Origin of the sequence: Streptomyces violaceusniger Tu 4113, assembly GCF_000147815.2 — a bacterium.
Lineage (GTDB): Bacteria > Actinomycetota > Actinomycetes > Streptomycetales > Streptomycetaceae > Streptomyces > Streptomyces violaceusniger_A.
Genome location: NC_015957.1, coordinates 8,091,011 through 8,107,797, shown reverse-complemented (window position 1 = coordinate 8,107,797; position 16,787 = coordinate 8,091,011). Strand labels below are relative to the sequence as shown.

Sequence of the window (16,787 nt, the reverse complement as noted above, 5' to 3'; positions counted from 1 at the left end):
TCATCGAGTGAAGAAGACCGATTCTCTTGTGACCTTGGAATCGATGGAAAAGTGCCCCGGGTCGGACTCGAACCGACACTGTATGGGTTTTGAATCCATTGCCTGCTGCCAATTGGGCTACCGGGGCTTGCAGTTTCGAAGGTCACCAATGACCCGCTGCGCGTCCACCTTACCGCAGCTAGGTAGGCTCGTGGTGCCCACCTGCCAGGAAACCGAGGAGCACAGTGAGCACCGCTGACGCCCCCGACGCGCAGTCGCACGTCCCACCGCTGACAACCCGCGTCGTCATCGCCGAGGACGAGGCGCTCATCCGCCTCGACCTGAAGGAGATGCTCGAGGAGGAGGGGTACTCCGTCGTCGGCGAGGCGGGCGATGGTGAGACGGCTGTCGCGCTCGCCCAGGAGCACCGCCCCGACCTCGTCATCCTCGATGTCAAGATGCCGGTTCTCGACGGCATCTCCGCCGCCGAGCGGATCGCGGCCGACCGTATCGCCCCCGTCCTGATGCTGACCGCGTTCTCCCAGCGTGAGCTGGTCGAGCGGGCCCGGGACGCCGGGGCGATGGCGTATCTCGTGAAGCCGTTCAGCAAGAGCGATGTGGTCCCGGCCATCGAGATGGCCGTCTCCCGCTTCACCGAGCTGAAGACCCTGGAGCAGGAGGTCGCCGACCTCTCCCAGCGGCTGGAGACGCGCAAGCTGGTCGACCGGGCCAAGAGCATTCTGCAGACGCAGTACGGGTTGACCGAGCCTGCCGCCTTCCGCTGGATCCAGAAGACCTCGATGGACCGCCGGCTGTCGATGCAGCAGGTGGCCGAGGCCGTTATCGAGGACGCGGCGGAGAAGAAGGCCAAGGAGTAATAGGGGACGAGCGGAAGGGAAGTGGGCCTGTACCGCCGACGTGCGGCGGTACAGGCCCACTTCCCGTTTTTCGGCAGTCCTCGGTGCTCAGTCCTCGCCGAGGTATGCCTTGCGCACCGACTCGTCGTGCAGCAGCGCATCCCCCGTCCCCGACAGCACGATCTTGCCGATCTCCATCACATGGCCCTGGTCGGCCAGTGACAGGGCCGCCTGGGCGTTCTGTTCGACCAGCAGGATCGTCGTGCCCTGGGACTTGAGCTCGGCGATGGTGTGCATGATCTTCTGCATCATGATCGGCGAGAGGCCCATCGAGGGCTCGTCGAGCATCAGCAGCTTGGGGCGGGACATCAGGGCCCGCCCCATCGCGAGCATCTGCTGCTCACCGCCGGAGAGGGTGCCGGCCGCCTGGGCGCGGCGTTCGCCGAGGATGGGGAAGAGGTCGTACGCGTGGCGGATGTCGGCGGCTATGCCGTCCGCGTCCTTCCGGAGAAACGCTCCGAGCTGGAGGTTCTCGGCGATCGACAGCCGCGGGAAGATATGCCGTCCCTCGGGCGAGTGGGCCAGCCCCAGGGCGACGATCTTGTGTGCGGGGACGCCCTTCAGCGGTTGGCCGTCGAAGCGGATCTCCCCGCCGAGGGGCTCGAGCAGGCCGGACAGGGTGCGCAGCGTGGTGGTCTTGCCCGCGCCGTTGGTACCGATGAGGGTGACGACCTGGCCGGCCTCGACGCTGAACGAGATGCCCTTGACGGCCTCGATCTTGCCGTAGGCGACGCGCAGGTCCTCGACCTCGAGCAGTGCGGTCACTGTCCGTCCTCCGTACGTGCTGTGGTGCCCCGCTGGGTCTCGTCCTGCGGGGCGCCGGTCGTGGCGCCGGTGGTGGCTCCGGCCTCCGCGGCCTCGACCTCGGCGGCCTCCTCGGCGCCGGGTGCGCCTTCGAAGGGGGTGCCGAGGTAGGCGGCGATGACGCGCTCGTCGCTCTGGACGACCTCCGAGGTGCCCTCGACGAGCTTCTGGCCCTGGACGAGGACGGCGACCCGGTCGCAGAGGTTGAAGATGAAGCGCATGTCGTGCTCGATGACGAGTACGGCGGTGCCCAGGTCCCGGATGGCGAAGACCAGTTCCTCGGTGGCGCGGGTCTCCTGGGGGTTCATTCCGGCGGTGGGCTCGTCGAGGAGCAGCAGTCCGGGGTCGCTGGCGAGGGCGCGGGCGATCTCCAGCTTGCGCTGTTCGCCGTAGGGGAGGTTGCGGGAGAGGTGGTCGGCCTTGTCGGCGAGGCCGGTGAACTCCAGGAGTTCCATGGCGCGGGCTTTGGAGGCGGCCTCGGCGCGTTTGAAGCCAGGGCCGCGCAGGAGGGCCGACCACAGGCCCTCCTTGGTGCGGGTGTGGCGGCCGACGAGGACGTTCTCGAGGACCGTCATGTTGGCGAAGAGCCGGATGTTCTGGAAGGTGCGGGCGATGCCTGCCTGGGTGACGAGGTGGGGCTTGGGCGGCAGGACGGTGCCCCGGTAGGCGACGCTGCCCTCGGTGGGGATGTAGAGGCCGGTGAGGCAGTTGAAGAAGGTGGTCTTGCCCGCGCCGTTGGGGCCGATGAGGCCGACGATCTCGCCGGGGTGGACGTCGAGGTCGACGGATTGTACGGCCGTGAGCCCGCCGAAGCGCATGGTGACGCCGGTGGCGGTGAGTACGGGGGAGGTCGTGGTGGTGGTCATCTGTGTCATGCCTCCGCCTTGGTGACGCCGACGGCACCGTCCTTGAGTCCGGTCGCGCCGGGGACGTCGAGCTGGCCGGTCTCGTGGTATTCGAGCTGCTGCCGCCGGTTCGGGACGATCCCTTCGGGGCGGAAGCGCATCAGCAGGATGAGCGCGATACCGAAGGCGAGGAGCTGGTAGTCCTGGAGGAATTCCAGCTTCTTGGGGATCAGGTAGAGCAGGGTGGCGCCGAGCAGCGGGCCGCCGATGGTGCCCATGCCGCCGAGGATGACGGCGGCGACCAGGAAGGTGGAGTTGGGCGGGACGGGGCCGGCGAAGACGTACTGCTCGGGGACGACGGTGGACTGGAAGTGGGCCCATACGGCGCCGGCGACTCCGGCGAGGGTGGCGCCGAGCGCGAAGGCGACGAGCTTGACCCGGAATCCGTTGATGCCCATGGCGGTGGCGGCGGTCTCGTCCTCGCGGATGGCGACCCAGGCGCGGCCGATGCGGGAGTTGCCCGCGCGGCTGAAGATCAGCACGACGACGATGGTGACCAGCAGCATCAGCAGGTAGTAGTTGCCGTTGGAGTCGAGGCTGAGCCCGGCGATGCTGTGGTCGTCGTTGAAGTTGAACCCGAAGATTTCCAGCGGCGGGATGTTGGGGATGCCGTCGGGGCCGTTGGTGACGGAGGGTCCTGAGGTGCCGTCGAGGTTCAGCATGGCGAGACGGAAGATCTCTCCGAAGCCGAGGGTGACGATGGCGAGGTAGTCGCCGCGCAGCCGCAGGGTGGGGGCGCCGATGATGACGCCGAAGATCAGGGAGACCGCGCCTCCGGCGATCACGGCGGCCCAGAAGGGGAACCTGACGTCGAGGGTCGAGGCGGTGGATCCGGAGACCAGGGCGGCGGTGTAGGCGCCGACGCCGAGGAAGGCGACGTACCCGAGGTCGAGGAGGCCCGCGAGGCCGACGACGATGTTCAGGCCGAGGGCGACGGTCGCGAAGATCGCGATGTTGACGCCGAGTTCGGTGAAGCTGGACTTGTCCTGGAAGAAGGGGAAGACGATCGCGGTGATCAGCGCCGCGACCAGGGTGGTGGAGCGGTAGGCGCTGGTGAGCTCGCTGACCCGGTTGACGAGCCCGGCCTTGACGAGGGCGACGGCGGCGAACGCGACGGCGATGAGGTAGCCGATGAACGGCTCGGGGTGGTCGGCGTCGGTCTGGATGCCGTAATTGACCACGTAGAGGCCGAGGGCGAAGACGCCCGCGATGATCAGGATGTCGGCCCAGGAGGGCAGCTCCTTGGGGCGGCACAGGGGGCGGGTGTCGTCCGGGAGCAGGAAGGTGGTGGCCACGGGGGCGGCGGTCACCACCGCGGCGATCCAGCCGCCGGGTTCGAGGTTGACCAGGCCGTCCAGATCCACGGCGATGGCGATGACGGTGAACCAGGTGATGGCGAAGGTGCCGAGGGCCAGCATCCGCAGGGCTTGGGTGGAGCCGCTGGGGGTGAGCCAGCGCAGGCCCTTCAGGTCGAGGGCGGCCAGCGCGAAGACGGCGGTGGCGATGCCGAGGACGAGGGTGAGGAGCTGCAGTCCGCCCGGGTAGCCGTAGACGGTCAGATCGCCGGGGAATTCGGCGGTCCAGGTCCAGGCGAGGAAGGTCGAGACGACGGCGGCGGCGCCGCCGGCCGCGGTGAGGACGCGGAGCAGGGTGGTGCGCGGCGCGGTGGCGCGGGGCTCGGCGTCGTTCACGGGGGTGGGCTGGGTCTTGTCGGTGGTCATCGGTTCACTCCCTCACGCCCGGTCCGCGACGCGTTCGCCGAGCAGGCCCTGTGGCCTGACCAGCAGGACGACGATGAGCAGGGTGAAGGCCCATACGTCCTTCCAGGCGCCGCCGCCGAGTTGGTCCATCCCGGGGATGTCCTGGATGTACTTGATGGCCAGGGCCTCGACGATGCCGAGGACGACGCCGCCGAGCATGGCGCCGTAGATGTTGCCGATGCCGCCGAGCACGGCGGCGGTGAACGCCTTGAGGCCGGCGATGAAGCCCATCTCGAAGTTGATCTGGCCGTACTTGAGCCCGTGGGAGAGGGCGGCGACGGCGGCGAACGCACCGCCGATGGCGAAGGCCATCACGATGATGCGGTCGGTGTTGATGCCCATGAGCTTGGCGGTGTCGGGGTCCTGTGCGGTGGCCTGCATGGCGCGGCCGGCGCGGCTCTTGGAGACGAACAGCCCGAGGGCGAGCATGCACACCGGGGCGGCTATGAGGAGGAAGGCGTCGCCGCGCTGGATGTGGAGATCGCTGAAGATCTCGAACGAGGAGCCTTCGAACTGCGGGAAGCTGCGGGGCTTCTTGGCGTCGGGGTAGAAGGCCCAGACGGCCTGCTGCAGCGCGATGGACAGGCCGATCGCGGTGATCAGGGGGGCGAGCCGGGGGCCGCCGCGCAGGGGCCGGTAGGCGAAGCGTTCCGCCGCGGTGGCGATGGCGACCGAGGCGATGACGCCGCCGATCAGCATGAGGGGCAGGGCGAGGGAGAGCGCGGTGCCGCTGGGCAGCCAGATGTAGATGGTGAGGGCCCCGAAGCCCCCGATCATGAAGATCTCGCCGTGGGCGAAGTTGATGAGCTGGACGATGCCGTAGACCATGGTGTACCCGATGGCGATCAAGCCGTAGAGGGCGCCAAGGGTCAGGCCGTTGACCAGCGTTTGCGGCAGTTCGTGCACCGCAGGGCCTCCGATGAGCGTGTCGGATATGACGCCGCGCGAGGGCGATGGTGTACGCCCTCGCGCGGATTCGTTTCGTGGGTGTGCGGATCGCTGCCGGGGGTCAGTCCTTGAAGGTCTCGCTCTTCACGGACTTCCAGGCGCCCTTGGTGACCTCGTAGACGGTCAGCTGCTTGTTGGTGGTGTCGCCGTACTGGTCGAAGGAGACCTTGCCGGTGACGCCGTCGAAGGAGACCTTGCCGAGCGCCTCGGTGACCTTGGCGCGGGCGTTGTCCGGGAGCTTGCCGTCGTTGTCCGCGACGACGGCCTTGACGGCCTGGACGATGGCCCAGCCGGCGTCGTAGGAGTAGCCGCCGTAGGCCGCGTACGGGTCCTTGTAGTGCTGGTCCCCGTAGTTCTTCACGAAGGTCTTGGCGGAGTCGAGCTGCTCGACCGGGTAGCCGACGGAGGTGGCGAGGTCGCCGTCGTTGTTGGTGCCCGACGCCTTGATGAAGGCGGGGTCGTAGATGCCGTCGCCGCCCATGATCGGGACCTGCGCGCCGGCCTGCTTGACCTGGTCGGACAGCAGACCGCCCTCGGGGTACTGGCCGCCGAAGTAGACGGAGTCGGCGCCGGTGGACTTGACCTTGTTGGAGATGCCGGAGAAGTCGGTCTCCTTGACGGTCAGGTGGTCCCGGCCGACGACCTTGCCGCCGAGGCGCTTGAACTCCTCGGCGAAGATGGTGGCGAGGCCGTTGCCGTACGCCTGCTTGTCGTCGACGACGAACACCTTCCGCTTCTTGGCGTCCTTGTAGTAGTACTGCGCGGCGAAGCGGCCCTGGATGATGTCGGTGGTCGCGGTGCGGAAGTAGGTCTTGAAGGGACGCGACTTCTTGCCCGAGGCCCAGTCGTCGCCCTGGCTGAGGGCCGGGTTGGTGTTCGCGGGGGAGACCTGGGCGAGGTCGGCCCGGTCGAAGACGCCCTGCATGGACTGGGCGACGCCCGAGTTGAGCGGCCCGACCGCGCCGAGGATGTCCTCGTCGTCGACCATCGAGGTCGCGTTCGCCTTGCCGGAGGAGGGCACGGCCTGGTCGTCGAAGGACTTGACCTTGAAGGTGACCCCGTCGACCTCGTTATTCTTGTTGGCTATCTTCGCCGCGAGGTCGACGGAGTTCTTGATGCCCTGGCCGAGAGCGGACAGCGAGCCGGTGAGCGGGGCGTCGACACCGATGACCACGGTCGTCTTGCTGTCCTTGCCGCCACTGTCGTTTTTGCTGTCCCGCGACCCGCAGGCGCTGAGCGTGAGGGCGCCCGCGGTGATCGCGGTCGTCATGATGAGCAAGGAACGGTGTCGCACGAGGAATCCTTTCGCTGGCCCGGCACCCCGGGTTCATGGGGTGCCGTGTCCTCGCCGGATGAACCTGGAATGGCCGTGCGGGTGCGGCGTACACCCCCACGGGGCCGTGACTGACTGTGACTCTAAGCGCGTGGCGCGACCTGGGGCAGAGGTCTAGACGATGATGTGACTGTCTTGTTATGACGCGCGTCACCCCGGGATGTCCGTGTAGCGGAACGTAAGGGACGAACGGGGCGAATCTGATCCAACCATTAGGTCCGGATCCTGAGAAGCTGCAGTTCCGCTAAGGAGTGCGGGGGACTGGCGAACGATGCGCGAACGGCCGTGTGCGGACGAGCGGAGAAAGATCGAGTTCAGGGGCGTCGCGGGTGGCGAAAATGCGATCTCATATTGCGTCGGTGTTACGGAGTGTTACGACTGTCGGCGTCGGTCCGGCGCCGTGGCGGGGCTGCCGGACGCGTGTGGCTCAGGTCGGTGGGCGCCAGTTCCCGGAGCTGTGGGTGGCGCCGTTCGCGGCCGCGCAGCGGCGCTCGGCCAGGCGCTTGATCAGCGCTTTGGCGGCCGGGGTGCCATGCCGCCGCCGCTCGGCGCGCGCGGCGTGGACGATGTCGTCGTAGATCTCGTACTGCTGGTTGGAGAGCCCCTTCTGCGCCCAGTCGAGCCCGGCCCAGCGGCTGCCCGCGAGGTCCTGTTCGGCCCAGTACGAGATGAGATCGGCGCACAGCCGTACCGGCGAAGGCGCCTGTGACGTGGGGCTGTTGGGGCCGGGGGCGGACGCGGACGGGGAGCTGGCACCCGAGCCGTGAGAGCCGCCGGAATCGCCGGAACCGGATCCGCCGCATCCGGTCAGTGTCACGGCGAGTGCGAGAGCGCAGCCACGGGCGGTGGCGGGCCAGGAACCCGCCCGGGTCGTTGCCCCCATGGAGGGCCACGCTAGACCCGGCCTCGCGGGGGGACAACGGCGATGACGCCGGCCGTTACGGCGAGGGCCGGACCGGCTGTCACCGCGAGGGCCGGACCGGCCGGAGCCGGAGGCGGGGCACCGGACGCCGCCCGGGGGCGTCCGGTCCGCCGGGCGTTGCCCCGGCGTCCGGCTCGCCTGGCGTCACGCTTCGCCGCGCTCCTTGGCCTCGGTGACCTCGGCGACCGTCTTGGCCTGACCGGCCTCGTCGACCTCGCGCAGCAGGCAGGTGAGGCGGGCGGTGCACACCCGCCGGTCCTGCTCATCGCTGATGACGATCTCGTAGGTGGCGGTGGAGCGGCCCCGGTGGACGGGGGTGGCGACGCCGGTGACCAGGCCGGAGCGCACTCCGCGGTGGTGGGTGCAGTTGAGGTCGACGCCGACCGCGATCCGCCCGCTGCCGCCGTGGAGCATCGAGCCGACCGAACCGAGAGTTTCGGCCAGCACGGCGGAGGCCCCGCCGTGCAGCAGGCCGTACGGCTGGGTGTTGCCCTCCACGGGCATGGTGGCCACGACGCGGTCCGCGGAGGCTTCCAGGATCTGCACGCCCATGCGGGTGCCCAGGTGCCCGGCGGAGAACAGCGCGTGAAGATCCACGCCGAGCGCCGCGTACTCGTCGAGTACCTCCTGCGGGAACTTCACGCTGGTCTGCTCGCCCATCGGACCGGCTCCGTTCGGTTGCTTGTGGTGGCCACCTTCTTACCAGGCCACTGAGCAAACGCTTAGGCCGGGGGTGTCTGTTCCAGGCGGACCACCACGGACTTGCTCGCCGGGGTGTTGCTGGTGTCGGCGGTGGCGTCCAGCGGCACCAGGACGTTGGTCTCCGGGTAGTACGAGGCGGCGCAGCCGCGCGCGGTCGGGTAGTGGATCACGCGGAAGCCGGTGGCGCGCCGCTCGGTGCCGTCCGTCCACTCGCTGACCAGGTCGGCGTAGCTCCCGTCGGCCAGCCCGAGCTCCTGGGCGTCCTCGGGGTGCACCAGCACCACCCGGCGGCCGTTCTTGATGCCGCGGTAGCGGTCGTCCAGGCCGTAGATGGTGGTGTTGTACTGGTCGTGGGAGCGGAGGGTCTGCAGCAGCAGCCGGCCCTCGGGCGCCGTGGGGTACTCGACGGGGGCCGCGGTGAAGTTGGCCTTACCGGTGGTGGTGGGGAAGCTGCGGCTGTCGCGCGGGGCGTGCGGCAGGGCGAAACCGGAGGGGTCGCTCACCCGGGTGTTGAAGTCCTCGAAGCCGGGGATGACGGCGGCGATGCGGTCGCGGATCCGCGCGTAGTCCTTCTCGAACTCCTCCCAGGGGGTGTGGCTTTCGGGGCCGAGCACCCGGCGGGCCAGCCGGCAGACGATGGCCGGTTCGGAGAGCAGATGGGAACTCGCGGGCTCCAGGCGCCCACGGGAGGCGTGCACCATGCCCATGGAGTCCTCGACGGTGACGAACTGCGGGCCGCCGCCCTGCAGATCGGCCTCGGTGCGGCCGAGGGTGGGCAGGATCAGCGCCCGCGCCCCGGTGACCACATGGGAGCGGTTGAGCTTGGTGGAGACATGGACGGTCAGCCGCGCGGCGCGCATCGCGCCCTCGGTGACCTCGGTGTCGGGGGAGGCCGCCACGAAATTGCCGCCCATGGCGAAGAAGACCTTCGCCTGGCCGTCGCGCAGGGCGCGGATGGCCCGCACGACGTCGAAGCCGTGCTCACGGGGCGGGGCGAAGCCGAACTCGCGCTCCAGGGCGTCGAGGAAGGCCGGGGCGGGGCGCTCGAAAATGCCCATGGTGCGGTCGCCCTGCACATTGCTGTGGCCGCGCACCGGGCAGACCCCGGCGCCGGGGCGGCCGACGTTGCCGCGCAGCAGGAGGAAGTTGACGACCTCCCGGATGGTGGGCACCGAGTGCTTGTGCTGGGTCAGGCCCATCGCCCAGCACACGATGGTGCGCTTGGAGTCGAGGACCATGCGCAGCGCGCTGTCGATGTCGGCGCGGTCGAGGCCGGTGGCGCGCAGCGTCTCGTCCCAGTCGGCGTCGCGGGCGGCCTTGGCGAAGTCCTCGAAGCCGTGGGTGTGCTCGCCGATGAACTCCTCGTCGGTGGCTCCCTCGGTCTCCAGGATGAGCTTGTTGAGGAGGCGGAAGAGGGCCTGGTCGCCGCCGAGCCGGATCTGCAGGAAGAGATCGGTGAGCGCGGTGCCGACGCCGGAGAGGCCGCGCGCGTTCTGCGGGTTCTTGAACCGCTCCAGCCCGGCCTCGGGCAGCGGGTTGATGGAGATGATCTTCGCGCCGTTGGCCTTCGCCTTCTCCAGGGCGGAGAGCATGCGCGGGTGGTTGGTGCCCGGGTTCTGCCCGGCCACGATGATCAGGTCGGCCTGGTAGAGGTCCTCGAGCAGCACGCTGCCCTTGCCGACGCCGAGGGTTTCGGTGAGCGCCGAGCCGGAGGACTCATGGCACATGTTGGAGCAGTCGGGCAGGTTGTTGGTGCCGAATTCGCGGGCGAAGAGCTGGTAGAGGAAGGCCGCCTCGTTGCTGGTGCGGCCCGAGGTGTAGAAGACCGCCTCGTCGGGGGAGTCGAGCGCGGTCAGCTCGTCGCCGATGATGTCGAAGGCGCGGTCCCAGGACACCGGCTCGTACCGCTCGGCGCCCTCGTCCAGATACATGGGCTGGGTGAGCCGGCCCTGCTGGCCGAGCCAGTAGCCGCTGCGGGTGGCGAGGTCGGCCACCGGGTGGGCGGCGAAGAAGTCGGGGGTGACCCGGCGAAGGGTGGCCTCCTCGGCGACGGCCTTCGCCCCGTTCTCACAGAACTCGGCCGCGTGGCGCTTGTCGGGCTCGGGCCAGGCGCAGCCGGGGCAGTCGAAGCCCTTCTTCTGGTTGACGCGCAGGAGCGTGAGCGCGGTGCGGCGCACCCCCATCTGCTGCTGGGCTATGCGCAGTGAATGCCCCACGGCCGGCAGCCCGGCCGCGGCATGTTGCGGGGGTGTGACCTCGGGCGCGTCCTGGATCGGATCGCCTGCGGGCGGCTTGGCTGCCATCGTCGCTCCCCTTGGGCTCGAGCGTTGCGGGACCTGTGCGTGGACCTGTGGGTCAAATCCTGTCACGGGCCTATGACAGCCGGGGCGGCGGCCCGGTCCGGCTGTGCGATGGCCCGATCTTGTACGCGGCCCGGTCCGATCTTGTGCCAGGTCCGGTCCGGGTGGCCGGGGGCGGTCCGGTCCGGTGGCCCGGTGCGGGCCGGTCCGTGGCCGGGGGCGGGAGGCATTGTCGGTGGGCCGTGGCAGGATCGGGGGCGTGGCAGAGAAAGCATCGAAGAAGACCGCAGCGCCCGCTCCCGACCGCACGGGGGAGGACCGTCCCCGCCTGCTCCTGCTGGACGGGCATTCCCTGGCATACCGGGCGTTCTTCGCGCTGCCGGCGGAGAACTTCAACACGACCACCGGCCAGACCACCAACGCGATCTACGGCTTCACCTCGATGCTGGCGAACACGCTCCGTGATGAGCAGCCCACGCACCTCGCCGTGGCGTTCGACGTCTCGCGCAAGACCTGGCGCTCCGAGCAGTTCACGGAGTACAAGGCGAACCGCTCCGCGTCCCCGGACGAGTTCAAGGGCCAGGTCGAGCTGATCGGCGAGCTGCTCGACGCCATGAACATCACGCGCTTCGCGGTGGACGGCTTCGAGGCCGACGACGTGATCGCCACCCTCGCCACCCAGGCCGAGGAGCAGGGCTTCGACGTGCTGATCGTCACCGGCGACCGGGATTCGTTCCAGCTCGTCACCGACCATGTCACGGTGCTCTACCCCACCAAGGGCGTCTCCGAGCTGACCCGGTTCACCCCCGGGAAGGTGCAGGAGAAGTACGGCCTCACCCCGTCCCAGTACCCCGACTTCGCGGCCCTGCGCGGCGACCCGTCGGACAACCTCCCCGGCATCCCGGGCGTCGGCGAGAAGACCGCGGCGAAGTGGATCAATCAATTCGGCTCCTTCAAGGAGCTGGTGGAGCGGGCCGACGAGGTCAAGGGGAAGGTCGGCGAGAAGCTCCGCGACCACCTGGAGTCCGTCAAGCTCAACCGCCAGCTCACCGAGCTGGTGCGGGATGTGGAGCTGGCCGCCGGCCCCGAGGGGCTGGGGCGCACTCCGTACGACCGGGAGGCGCTCTCGGTGATCCTGGACGCGCTGGAGTTCCGCCACCAGAACTTCCGCGACCGGATCATGGCCGTCGACCCGGGCGCGGCGGCGGACGAGCCCGCGGCCGCGGAGCCGGGTATCGCGGTCGACGGAGTGGCGCTGGGCGCGGGCGAGCTCGCCCCCTGGCTGGAGAGCCACCGCGACGCCCCGCTGGGCCTGGCCACCGTCGACACCTGGGCGCTGGGCAGCGGCAGCGTCAGCGAGATCGCGCTGGCCACCGGCTCCGGCCCCGCCGCGTTCTTCGACCCCTCGCAGTTGGACGAGGCCGACGAGCGGACGTTCGCCGAATGGATCGCGGACCCGGACCGCCCCAAGGTGCTGCACAACGCCAAGGGCATCATGCGGGTCTTCGCCGAGCACGGCTGGTCCGTCGCGGGCGTCACCATGGACACCGCCCTCGCTGCCTATCTGGTCAAGCCCGGCCGCCGTTCCTTCGAGCTGGACGCCCTGTCGGTGGAGTACCTGGGCCGTGAGCTGTCCCCGGCGGTCGCCGCCGACAGCGGCCAGCTTGCCTTCGGCGCCGATGACGAGGCCGAGCGGGACGCCTTGATGATCAAGGCGCGGACGATCCTGGACCTGGGCGAGGCGTTCGGCGGCCGGCTGAAGGACGTGGGCGCGGCCGGGCTGCTGCACGACATGGAGCTGCCCGTCTCCGAGCTGCTGGCCCGGATGGAGCGGTCGGGCATCGCCGCCGACCGCGGCTGGCTGGAGCGCATGGAGCAGCAGTTCGCGGCCGCCGTGCAGCACGCCGTGCAGGAGGCGCACGCCGCGGTGGGCCATGAGTTCAACCTCGGCTCGCCCAAGCAGCTCCAGGAGGTGCTCTTCGGCGAGCTGGGCCTGCCCAAGACCAAGAAGACCAAGACCGGGTACACCACGGACGCCGACGCGCTGGCATGGCTCGCCGGGCAGACCGACCACGAACTCCCGGTGATCATGCTGCGCCACCGGGAGCAGGCGCGGCTGCGCTCCACCGTCGAGGGCCTGATCAAGACCATCGCCCCCGGCAGCCGCATCCACACCACCTTCAACCAGACCGTGGCGGCCACCGGCCGGCTCTCCTCCACCGACCCCAATCTGCAGAACATCCCGGTGCGCACGGACGAGGGCCGGGCGATCCGGCGCGGCTTCGTCGTCGGCGACGGCTTCGAGTCGCTGATGACCGCCGACTACAGCCAGATCGAGCTGCGCGTCATGGCCCATCTCTCCGAGGACGAGGGCCTGATCGAGGCGTTCACCTCCGGTGAGGACCTGCACACCACCGTCGCCTCCCAGGTCTTCTCCGTCGACAAGTCGGCGGTCGACCCGGAGATGCGCCGCAAGATCAAGGCCATGTCCTACGGGCTGGCGTACGGCCTTTCGGCGTTCGGTCTCTCCCAGCAGCTCGGCATCACCCCCGATGAGGCCCGCAAGCTGATGGAGAACTTCTTCGAGCGGTTCGGCGGGGTGCGCGACTATCTGCAGCGGGTCGTCGAGGAGGCGCGCGCCACCGGCTATACGGAGACCATGCTCGGCCGTCGCCGCTATCTCCCGGACCTCACCAGCGACAACCGCCAGCGCCGCGAGATGGCCGAGCGGATGGCGCTCAACGCCCCGATCCAGGGCACCGCCGCCGATATCGTGAAGATCGCGATGCTCAAGGTGGACGCGGCGTTGACGGGGGAGAAACTCTCGTCGCGGATGCTGTTGCAGGTCCACGACGAAATCGTGCTGGAGATCGCGCCCGGTGAGCGGGAGCGGGTCGAGGAGCTGGTCCGCCGGGAGATGACGGGCGCCTTCGGTCTGAGCGCTCCGCTGGACGTATCGGTAGGATCCGGGTCGGACTGGGAATCGGCGGCTCACTGAGGGTTCCACTGATGTGGCGTTTGCACCGGTAGCTGCGGGCCATAAGTTGTCGTAGTGTCACCAGAGTTGACGCGCCGGGGGAGCGCACTGTGTTCGACGGGAGGGACACACGGATGGCACCGCTTATCGGCCGACGACTGCGCAAGGGGGCCGCCACGACGGCGGTGGCGGCCGCCGCGATGGCCGCCCTCACCGCGTCCCAGGCACCCGGGTTCGCCCACTCCGACCAGGGCGACCGGAACCGGGAGCAGCGGGCGGGGGAGGCACCGGCGCCCGACGACACCCCCATTGACGGTGGTTCGTCGTACCACACCGATCTGCCGCCGCTGGTCACCCCCGACAAGCCGGGCTCCTCGATCGATCTGCCCGGGCTCCCCGCAAATGGCAGCACCAAGGCCGAGGCGGGGATACCCGCAAGCGTGCTGGACGCCTACAAGAAGGCGGAAGCGGCCCTGCAGGAGTCCAACCCCGGCTGCAATCTGCCCTGGGAGCTGCTCGCCGCGATCGGCAAGGTCGAGTCCGGCCAGGCACGCGGCGGCAATGTGGAGGCCGACGGCACCACCGTCTCGCCCATCCTCGGCCCGGTCCTCAACGGCGACGGCTTCGCCCTGATCAAGGACACCGACGGCGGTGCCTACGACGGCGACAGTACGCATGACCGCGCGGTCGGCCCCATGCAGTTCATCCCGTCCACCTGGGCCAACTGGGGGCGGGACGGCAATGGTGACGGCGAGAAGGATCCCAACAACGTCTATGACGCCGCCCTTGCCGCGGGCAACTACCTCTGCGCGGACGGCCGCGATCTGTCCGTCAAGGCCGATCTGGACCGCGCGATCCTCGGCTACAACCACTCGCAGGAGTATCTGAACACCGTCCTGTCGTGGCTGGAGTACTACAAGCGCGGCACCCACGAGGTCCCCGACGGCACCGGTGTACTCCCCTCGGGGAACGGCTCCGGCGGCTCGGGCTCGGGCGACAAGGGCAAGGGCTCGGGGAAGGGCGACGAGGGCAAGGACACCGGGAAGGGACAGGAGCCCGCCCACACCCTGCCCAAGCCGGACGACGAGCCCGACACCTCCATCCCGACCCCTCCGGCCGGCGAGCACGGCGGGACCCCCGGCACCGGGACCCCGACCCCCAAGCCCCCGACCACTCCGCCGTCCACCCCGAGCGGCACCAGCAAGCTCACCACCATCGGCGCGAAGGAGCTGTCCGCCACCGCGGGCACCGGATTCGCCCAGTCGCCGCGCGTCAAGGCCGTGGACGCCGCGGGCAAGCCGGTGGCCGGTGCGCGGGTGAGGTACGAGATCCTCGGCGAGACCGACGCGCGCTTCATCGGCCTCGTCACGTCCGCCACCATGCTGACCGGCAGCGATGGCACCGCCACCGCGCCGAAGCTGCTCGCGGGTGAGAAGACCGGCACCTTCACCGTGCGCGCCACGGCCGTGGGGCGGGAGGCCGCCCCGGTCGAGTTCGCCGCGACCGTCAAGGCCCGTCCCGTACCGCAGGCCGATGCGCTGGCCCGCCTCGGCGACAAGGAGCTCACGGCCCAGACCGGCGCCTCCTTCGCCGACGCGCTCACCGTCACGGCCACCAGCAAGGGCAAGGCCACGGCGGACGTACCGGTGACCGCCACCATGATCACCTCGGCGAAGGACCCCGAGCTGGGCGACAAGGGGCCCTACTTCCTGGACGACAAGGGCAAGCCGGTGCGCACCCTGACCGCCCTGAAGACCAACGCCCTCGGGCAGCTCACCCTGCCGAAGATCCTCACCGATGACCACGCGGGCACCTTCCTGCTCCGCCTCACCGCCAAGGGCGGCGCCGTCCTGGACATCGAGCTGACGGTCACCCAGGCCGAGGCCCCCGCCTCGTAAGCCGCCCGGTAGCCGAGCAGCGCCGCGGATCACGCGGTTCCTCGCGCCGCCCCTGAGCCCCCACCGGGCCAGGGGCGGCGCGACGCTTTTCCGCCTTCGTGTTCTCATCTGCGGCCCCCGTTGCTACGGTGCCCCATCCCTGACGAACCGTCAGGCAGCGCCTCGTACCGGACCACGAGGAGGCCCGTATGCGCGCCCTCGCCGCCGCCGCGATCGGACTCGCCGCCGCCCTCGCCATCGTCCTCACGATGACGGCCATCGGCGCCCCCAGCGGCGAGACCTCCCCGAAACCCCTGCTCACCACCGTCCCCAAGCACCCCTGAGGGAGGGACATCCGCCATGCGCCGCAGAGCAAGCCTGGTGCTGCTGGCCTTCGCCGTCTTCTTCGCCGCACTCGCGCCGCTGCTGCGTTGGTACGCCTATCCCCGGCTGGCCAAGATCCCGCCCAGCGAATACCAGACGGCGGTCCTGGAGGCCAGCCCGGCCACCCTGCTCGACTACGGCACCATGCAGCCCCGCAAGGTCTCCAAGGTCAGCATCGTGCAGACCCTGCGCGGCAATGTGCCCGCCGCCGAGAAGACCGGGAAGGCGACCGGGCGCGATGTCGTCGTCTGGGACGCCCTGTCGTATGTGGCCGGGCCCGACGGCAAGATGGTCTCCAAGATCCCCGAACGCTATGTCTTCGACGCCCACTCCCAGGACCCGGTGCACGCGGGCGGGGAACACGTCGACGGAGACGCGGTGCGCCGCGACGGCATCGAGTTCAAATGGCCGTTCCTCACCGAGAAGCGCGACTACCGCTACTTCGACGCCCAGACCCGCACCTCCGCCCCCATCCACTACAAGGGCACCCAGAACTTCCGCGGCCTGAAGGTCTACTACTTCGAGCAGACCATCCCCTGGACCAAGGTGGCGCTGCCCAAGACCATGCCGGTCGAGGGCGTCACCCCCGAGACCGTCCGCAAGGCCGGCACCTCCCGCTGGTACAGCACCAAGCGGATGTTCTGGGTCGAGCCCACCACCGGTGCCCCGGTCAACGGGCAGGAGATCCACAAGGAGGAGCTGCGCGGCGGCACGCTGCTGGGCGACCGCGACCGGGTGACCGTCTTCAGCGGCCATGTGAAGATGCGCGAGGACTACATCCGGCACACGGTCGACATGGTGAAGTCCCAGCGCCGGCTCGTCCTGTTGCTCACGGCCTATCTGCCATGGGGCTTCCTGATCCTCGGCATGGCCCTGCTCGCGCTCGCCCTGCTGCTGGAGGCCCGCGGGCGCGCGGCGCGCCCGCCGTCGGCCCCGGCTGCGCCGACCCCGTTGTCAGTGGCGGGCCGTAGCGTATGAC

General features: G+C 69.6%; 13 protein-coding genes and 1 tRNA gene. 5 read left to right on the top strand and 9 right to left on the bottom strand.

The genetic code is table 11. The annotated features are described in order from the left end of the window. Positions 1 to 52: 52 nt before the first annotated feature. Positions 53 to 127, bottom strand: a tRNA-Leu gene (locus tag STRVI_RS33115). Between the two features lie 97 nt (positions 128 to 224). On the opposite strand from STRVI_RS33115, the gene STRVI_RS33110 reads away from it, so the two are divergent. Continuing rightward, complete coding sequence (locus STRVI_RS33110) at positions 225 to 857, top strand: ANTAR domain-containing response regulator (protein ID WP_014059928.1); 633 nt, start codon at positions 225 to 227, stop codon at positions 855 to 857. 87 nt (positions 858 to 944) lie between these two features. On the opposite strand, the gene STRVI_RS33105 is transcribed toward STRVI_RS33110, so the two are convergent. From STRVI_RS33105 to STRVI_RS33070, 8 genes are all read right to left on the bottom strand, one after another. Further along, positions 945 to 1,661 carry an ABC transporter ATP-binding protein gene (locus tag STRVI_RS33105; protein ID WP_014059927.1) on the bottom strand — a complete coding sequence of 239 codons (717 nt, stop codon included), beginning with the start codon at positions 1,659 to 1,661 and terminating at the stop codon, positions 945 to 947. Next, positions 1,658 to 2,575: an ABC transporter ATP-binding protein gene (locus STRVI_RS33100; RefSeq protein ID WP_043236932.1), complete on the bottom strand. Its 918-nt coding sequence runs from the start codon at positions 2,573 to 2,575 to the stop codon at positions 1,658 to 1,660. Before STRVI_RS33100 ends, STRVI_RS33105 begins: the two co-directional genes overlap by 4 nt. Then, a complete protein-coding gene (locus STRVI_RS33095) occupies positions 2,572 to 4,326 on the bottom strand; it encodes a branched-chain amino acid ABC transporter permease (RefSeq protein ID WP_014059925.1) in 1,755 nt (584 codons plus the stop codon). The genes STRVI_RS33100 and STRVI_RS33095 overlap by 4 nt, the downstream gene beginning before the upstream one ends. 12 nt (positions 4,327 to 4,338) lie before the next feature. Continuing rightward, positions 4,339 to 5,271, bottom strand: coding sequence for a branched-chain amino acid ABC transporter permease (locus STRVI_RS33090; protein ID WP_014059924.1), 933 nt, complete (start codon positions 5,269 to 5,271; stop codon positions 4,339 to 4,341). Positions 5,272 to 5,374: 103 nt separating this feature from the next. After that, positions 5,375 to 6,607, bottom strand: coding sequence for a branched-chain amino acid ABC transporter substrate-binding protein (locus tag STRVI_RS33085; protein ID WP_014059923.1), 1,233 nt, complete (start codon positions 6,605 to 6,607; stop codon positions 5,375 to 5,377). A gap of 466 nt (positions 6,608 to 7,073) precedes the next feature. Continuing rightward, entirely contained in the window at positions 7,074 to 7,529 is a 456-nt protein-coding gene (locus STRVI_RS46680) for a hypothetical protein (protein WP_014059922.1), read from the bottom strand. Between the two features lie 183 nt (positions 7,530 to 7,712). Continuing rightward, entirely contained in the window at positions 7,713 to 8,228 is a 516-nt protein-coding gene (locus tag STRVI_RS33075) for a hotdog fold thioesterase (RefSeq protein ID WP_014059921.1), read from the bottom strand. Between the two features lie 62 nt (positions 8,229 to 8,290). Further along, positions 8,291 to 10,573 carry an FdhF/YdeP family oxidoreductase gene (locus STRVI_RS33070; protein ID WP_014059920.1) on the bottom strand — a complete coding sequence of 761 codons (2,283 nt, stop codon included), beginning with the start codon at positions 10,571 to 10,573 and terminating at the stop codon, positions 8,291 to 8,293. Positions 10,574 to 10,829: 256 nt separating this feature from the next. On the opposite strand from STRVI_RS33070, the gene polA reads away from it, so the two are divergent. From polA to STRVI_RS33055, 4 genes are all read left to right on the top strand, one after another. Further along, a complete protein-coding gene (polA, locus tag STRVI_RS33065; RefSeq protein ID WP_043236930.1) occupies positions 10,830 to 13,568 on the top strand; it encodes a DNA polymerase I in 2,739 nt (912 codons plus the stop codon). A 113-nt stretch (positions 13,569 to 13,681) separates the two neighbouring features. Beyond that, positions 13,682 to 15,445 carry a lytic murein transglycosylase gene (locus STRVI_RS33060; protein WP_014059918.1) on the top strand — a complete coding sequence of 588 codons (1,764 nt, stop codon included), beginning with the start codon at positions 13,682 to 13,684 and terminating at the stop codon, positions 15,443 to 15,445. A 188-nt stretch (positions 15,446 to 15,633) separates the two neighbouring features. Beyond that, entirely contained in the window at positions 15,634 to 15,768 is a 135-nt protein-coding gene (locus STRVI_RS51250) for an SPW_0924 family protein (protein ID WP_014059917.1), read from the top strand. 16 nt (positions 15,769 to 15,784) lie between these two features. Then, the gene (locus STRVI_RS33055) at positions 15,785 to 16,786 is read left to right on the top strand and encodes a DUF3068 domain-containing protein (protein WP_014059916.1); all 1,002 of its coding nucleotides are present in this window, start codon (positions 15,785 to 15,787) and stop codon (positions 16,784 to 16,786) included. The last annotated feature ends 1 nt before the right edge of the window (position 16,787 follow it).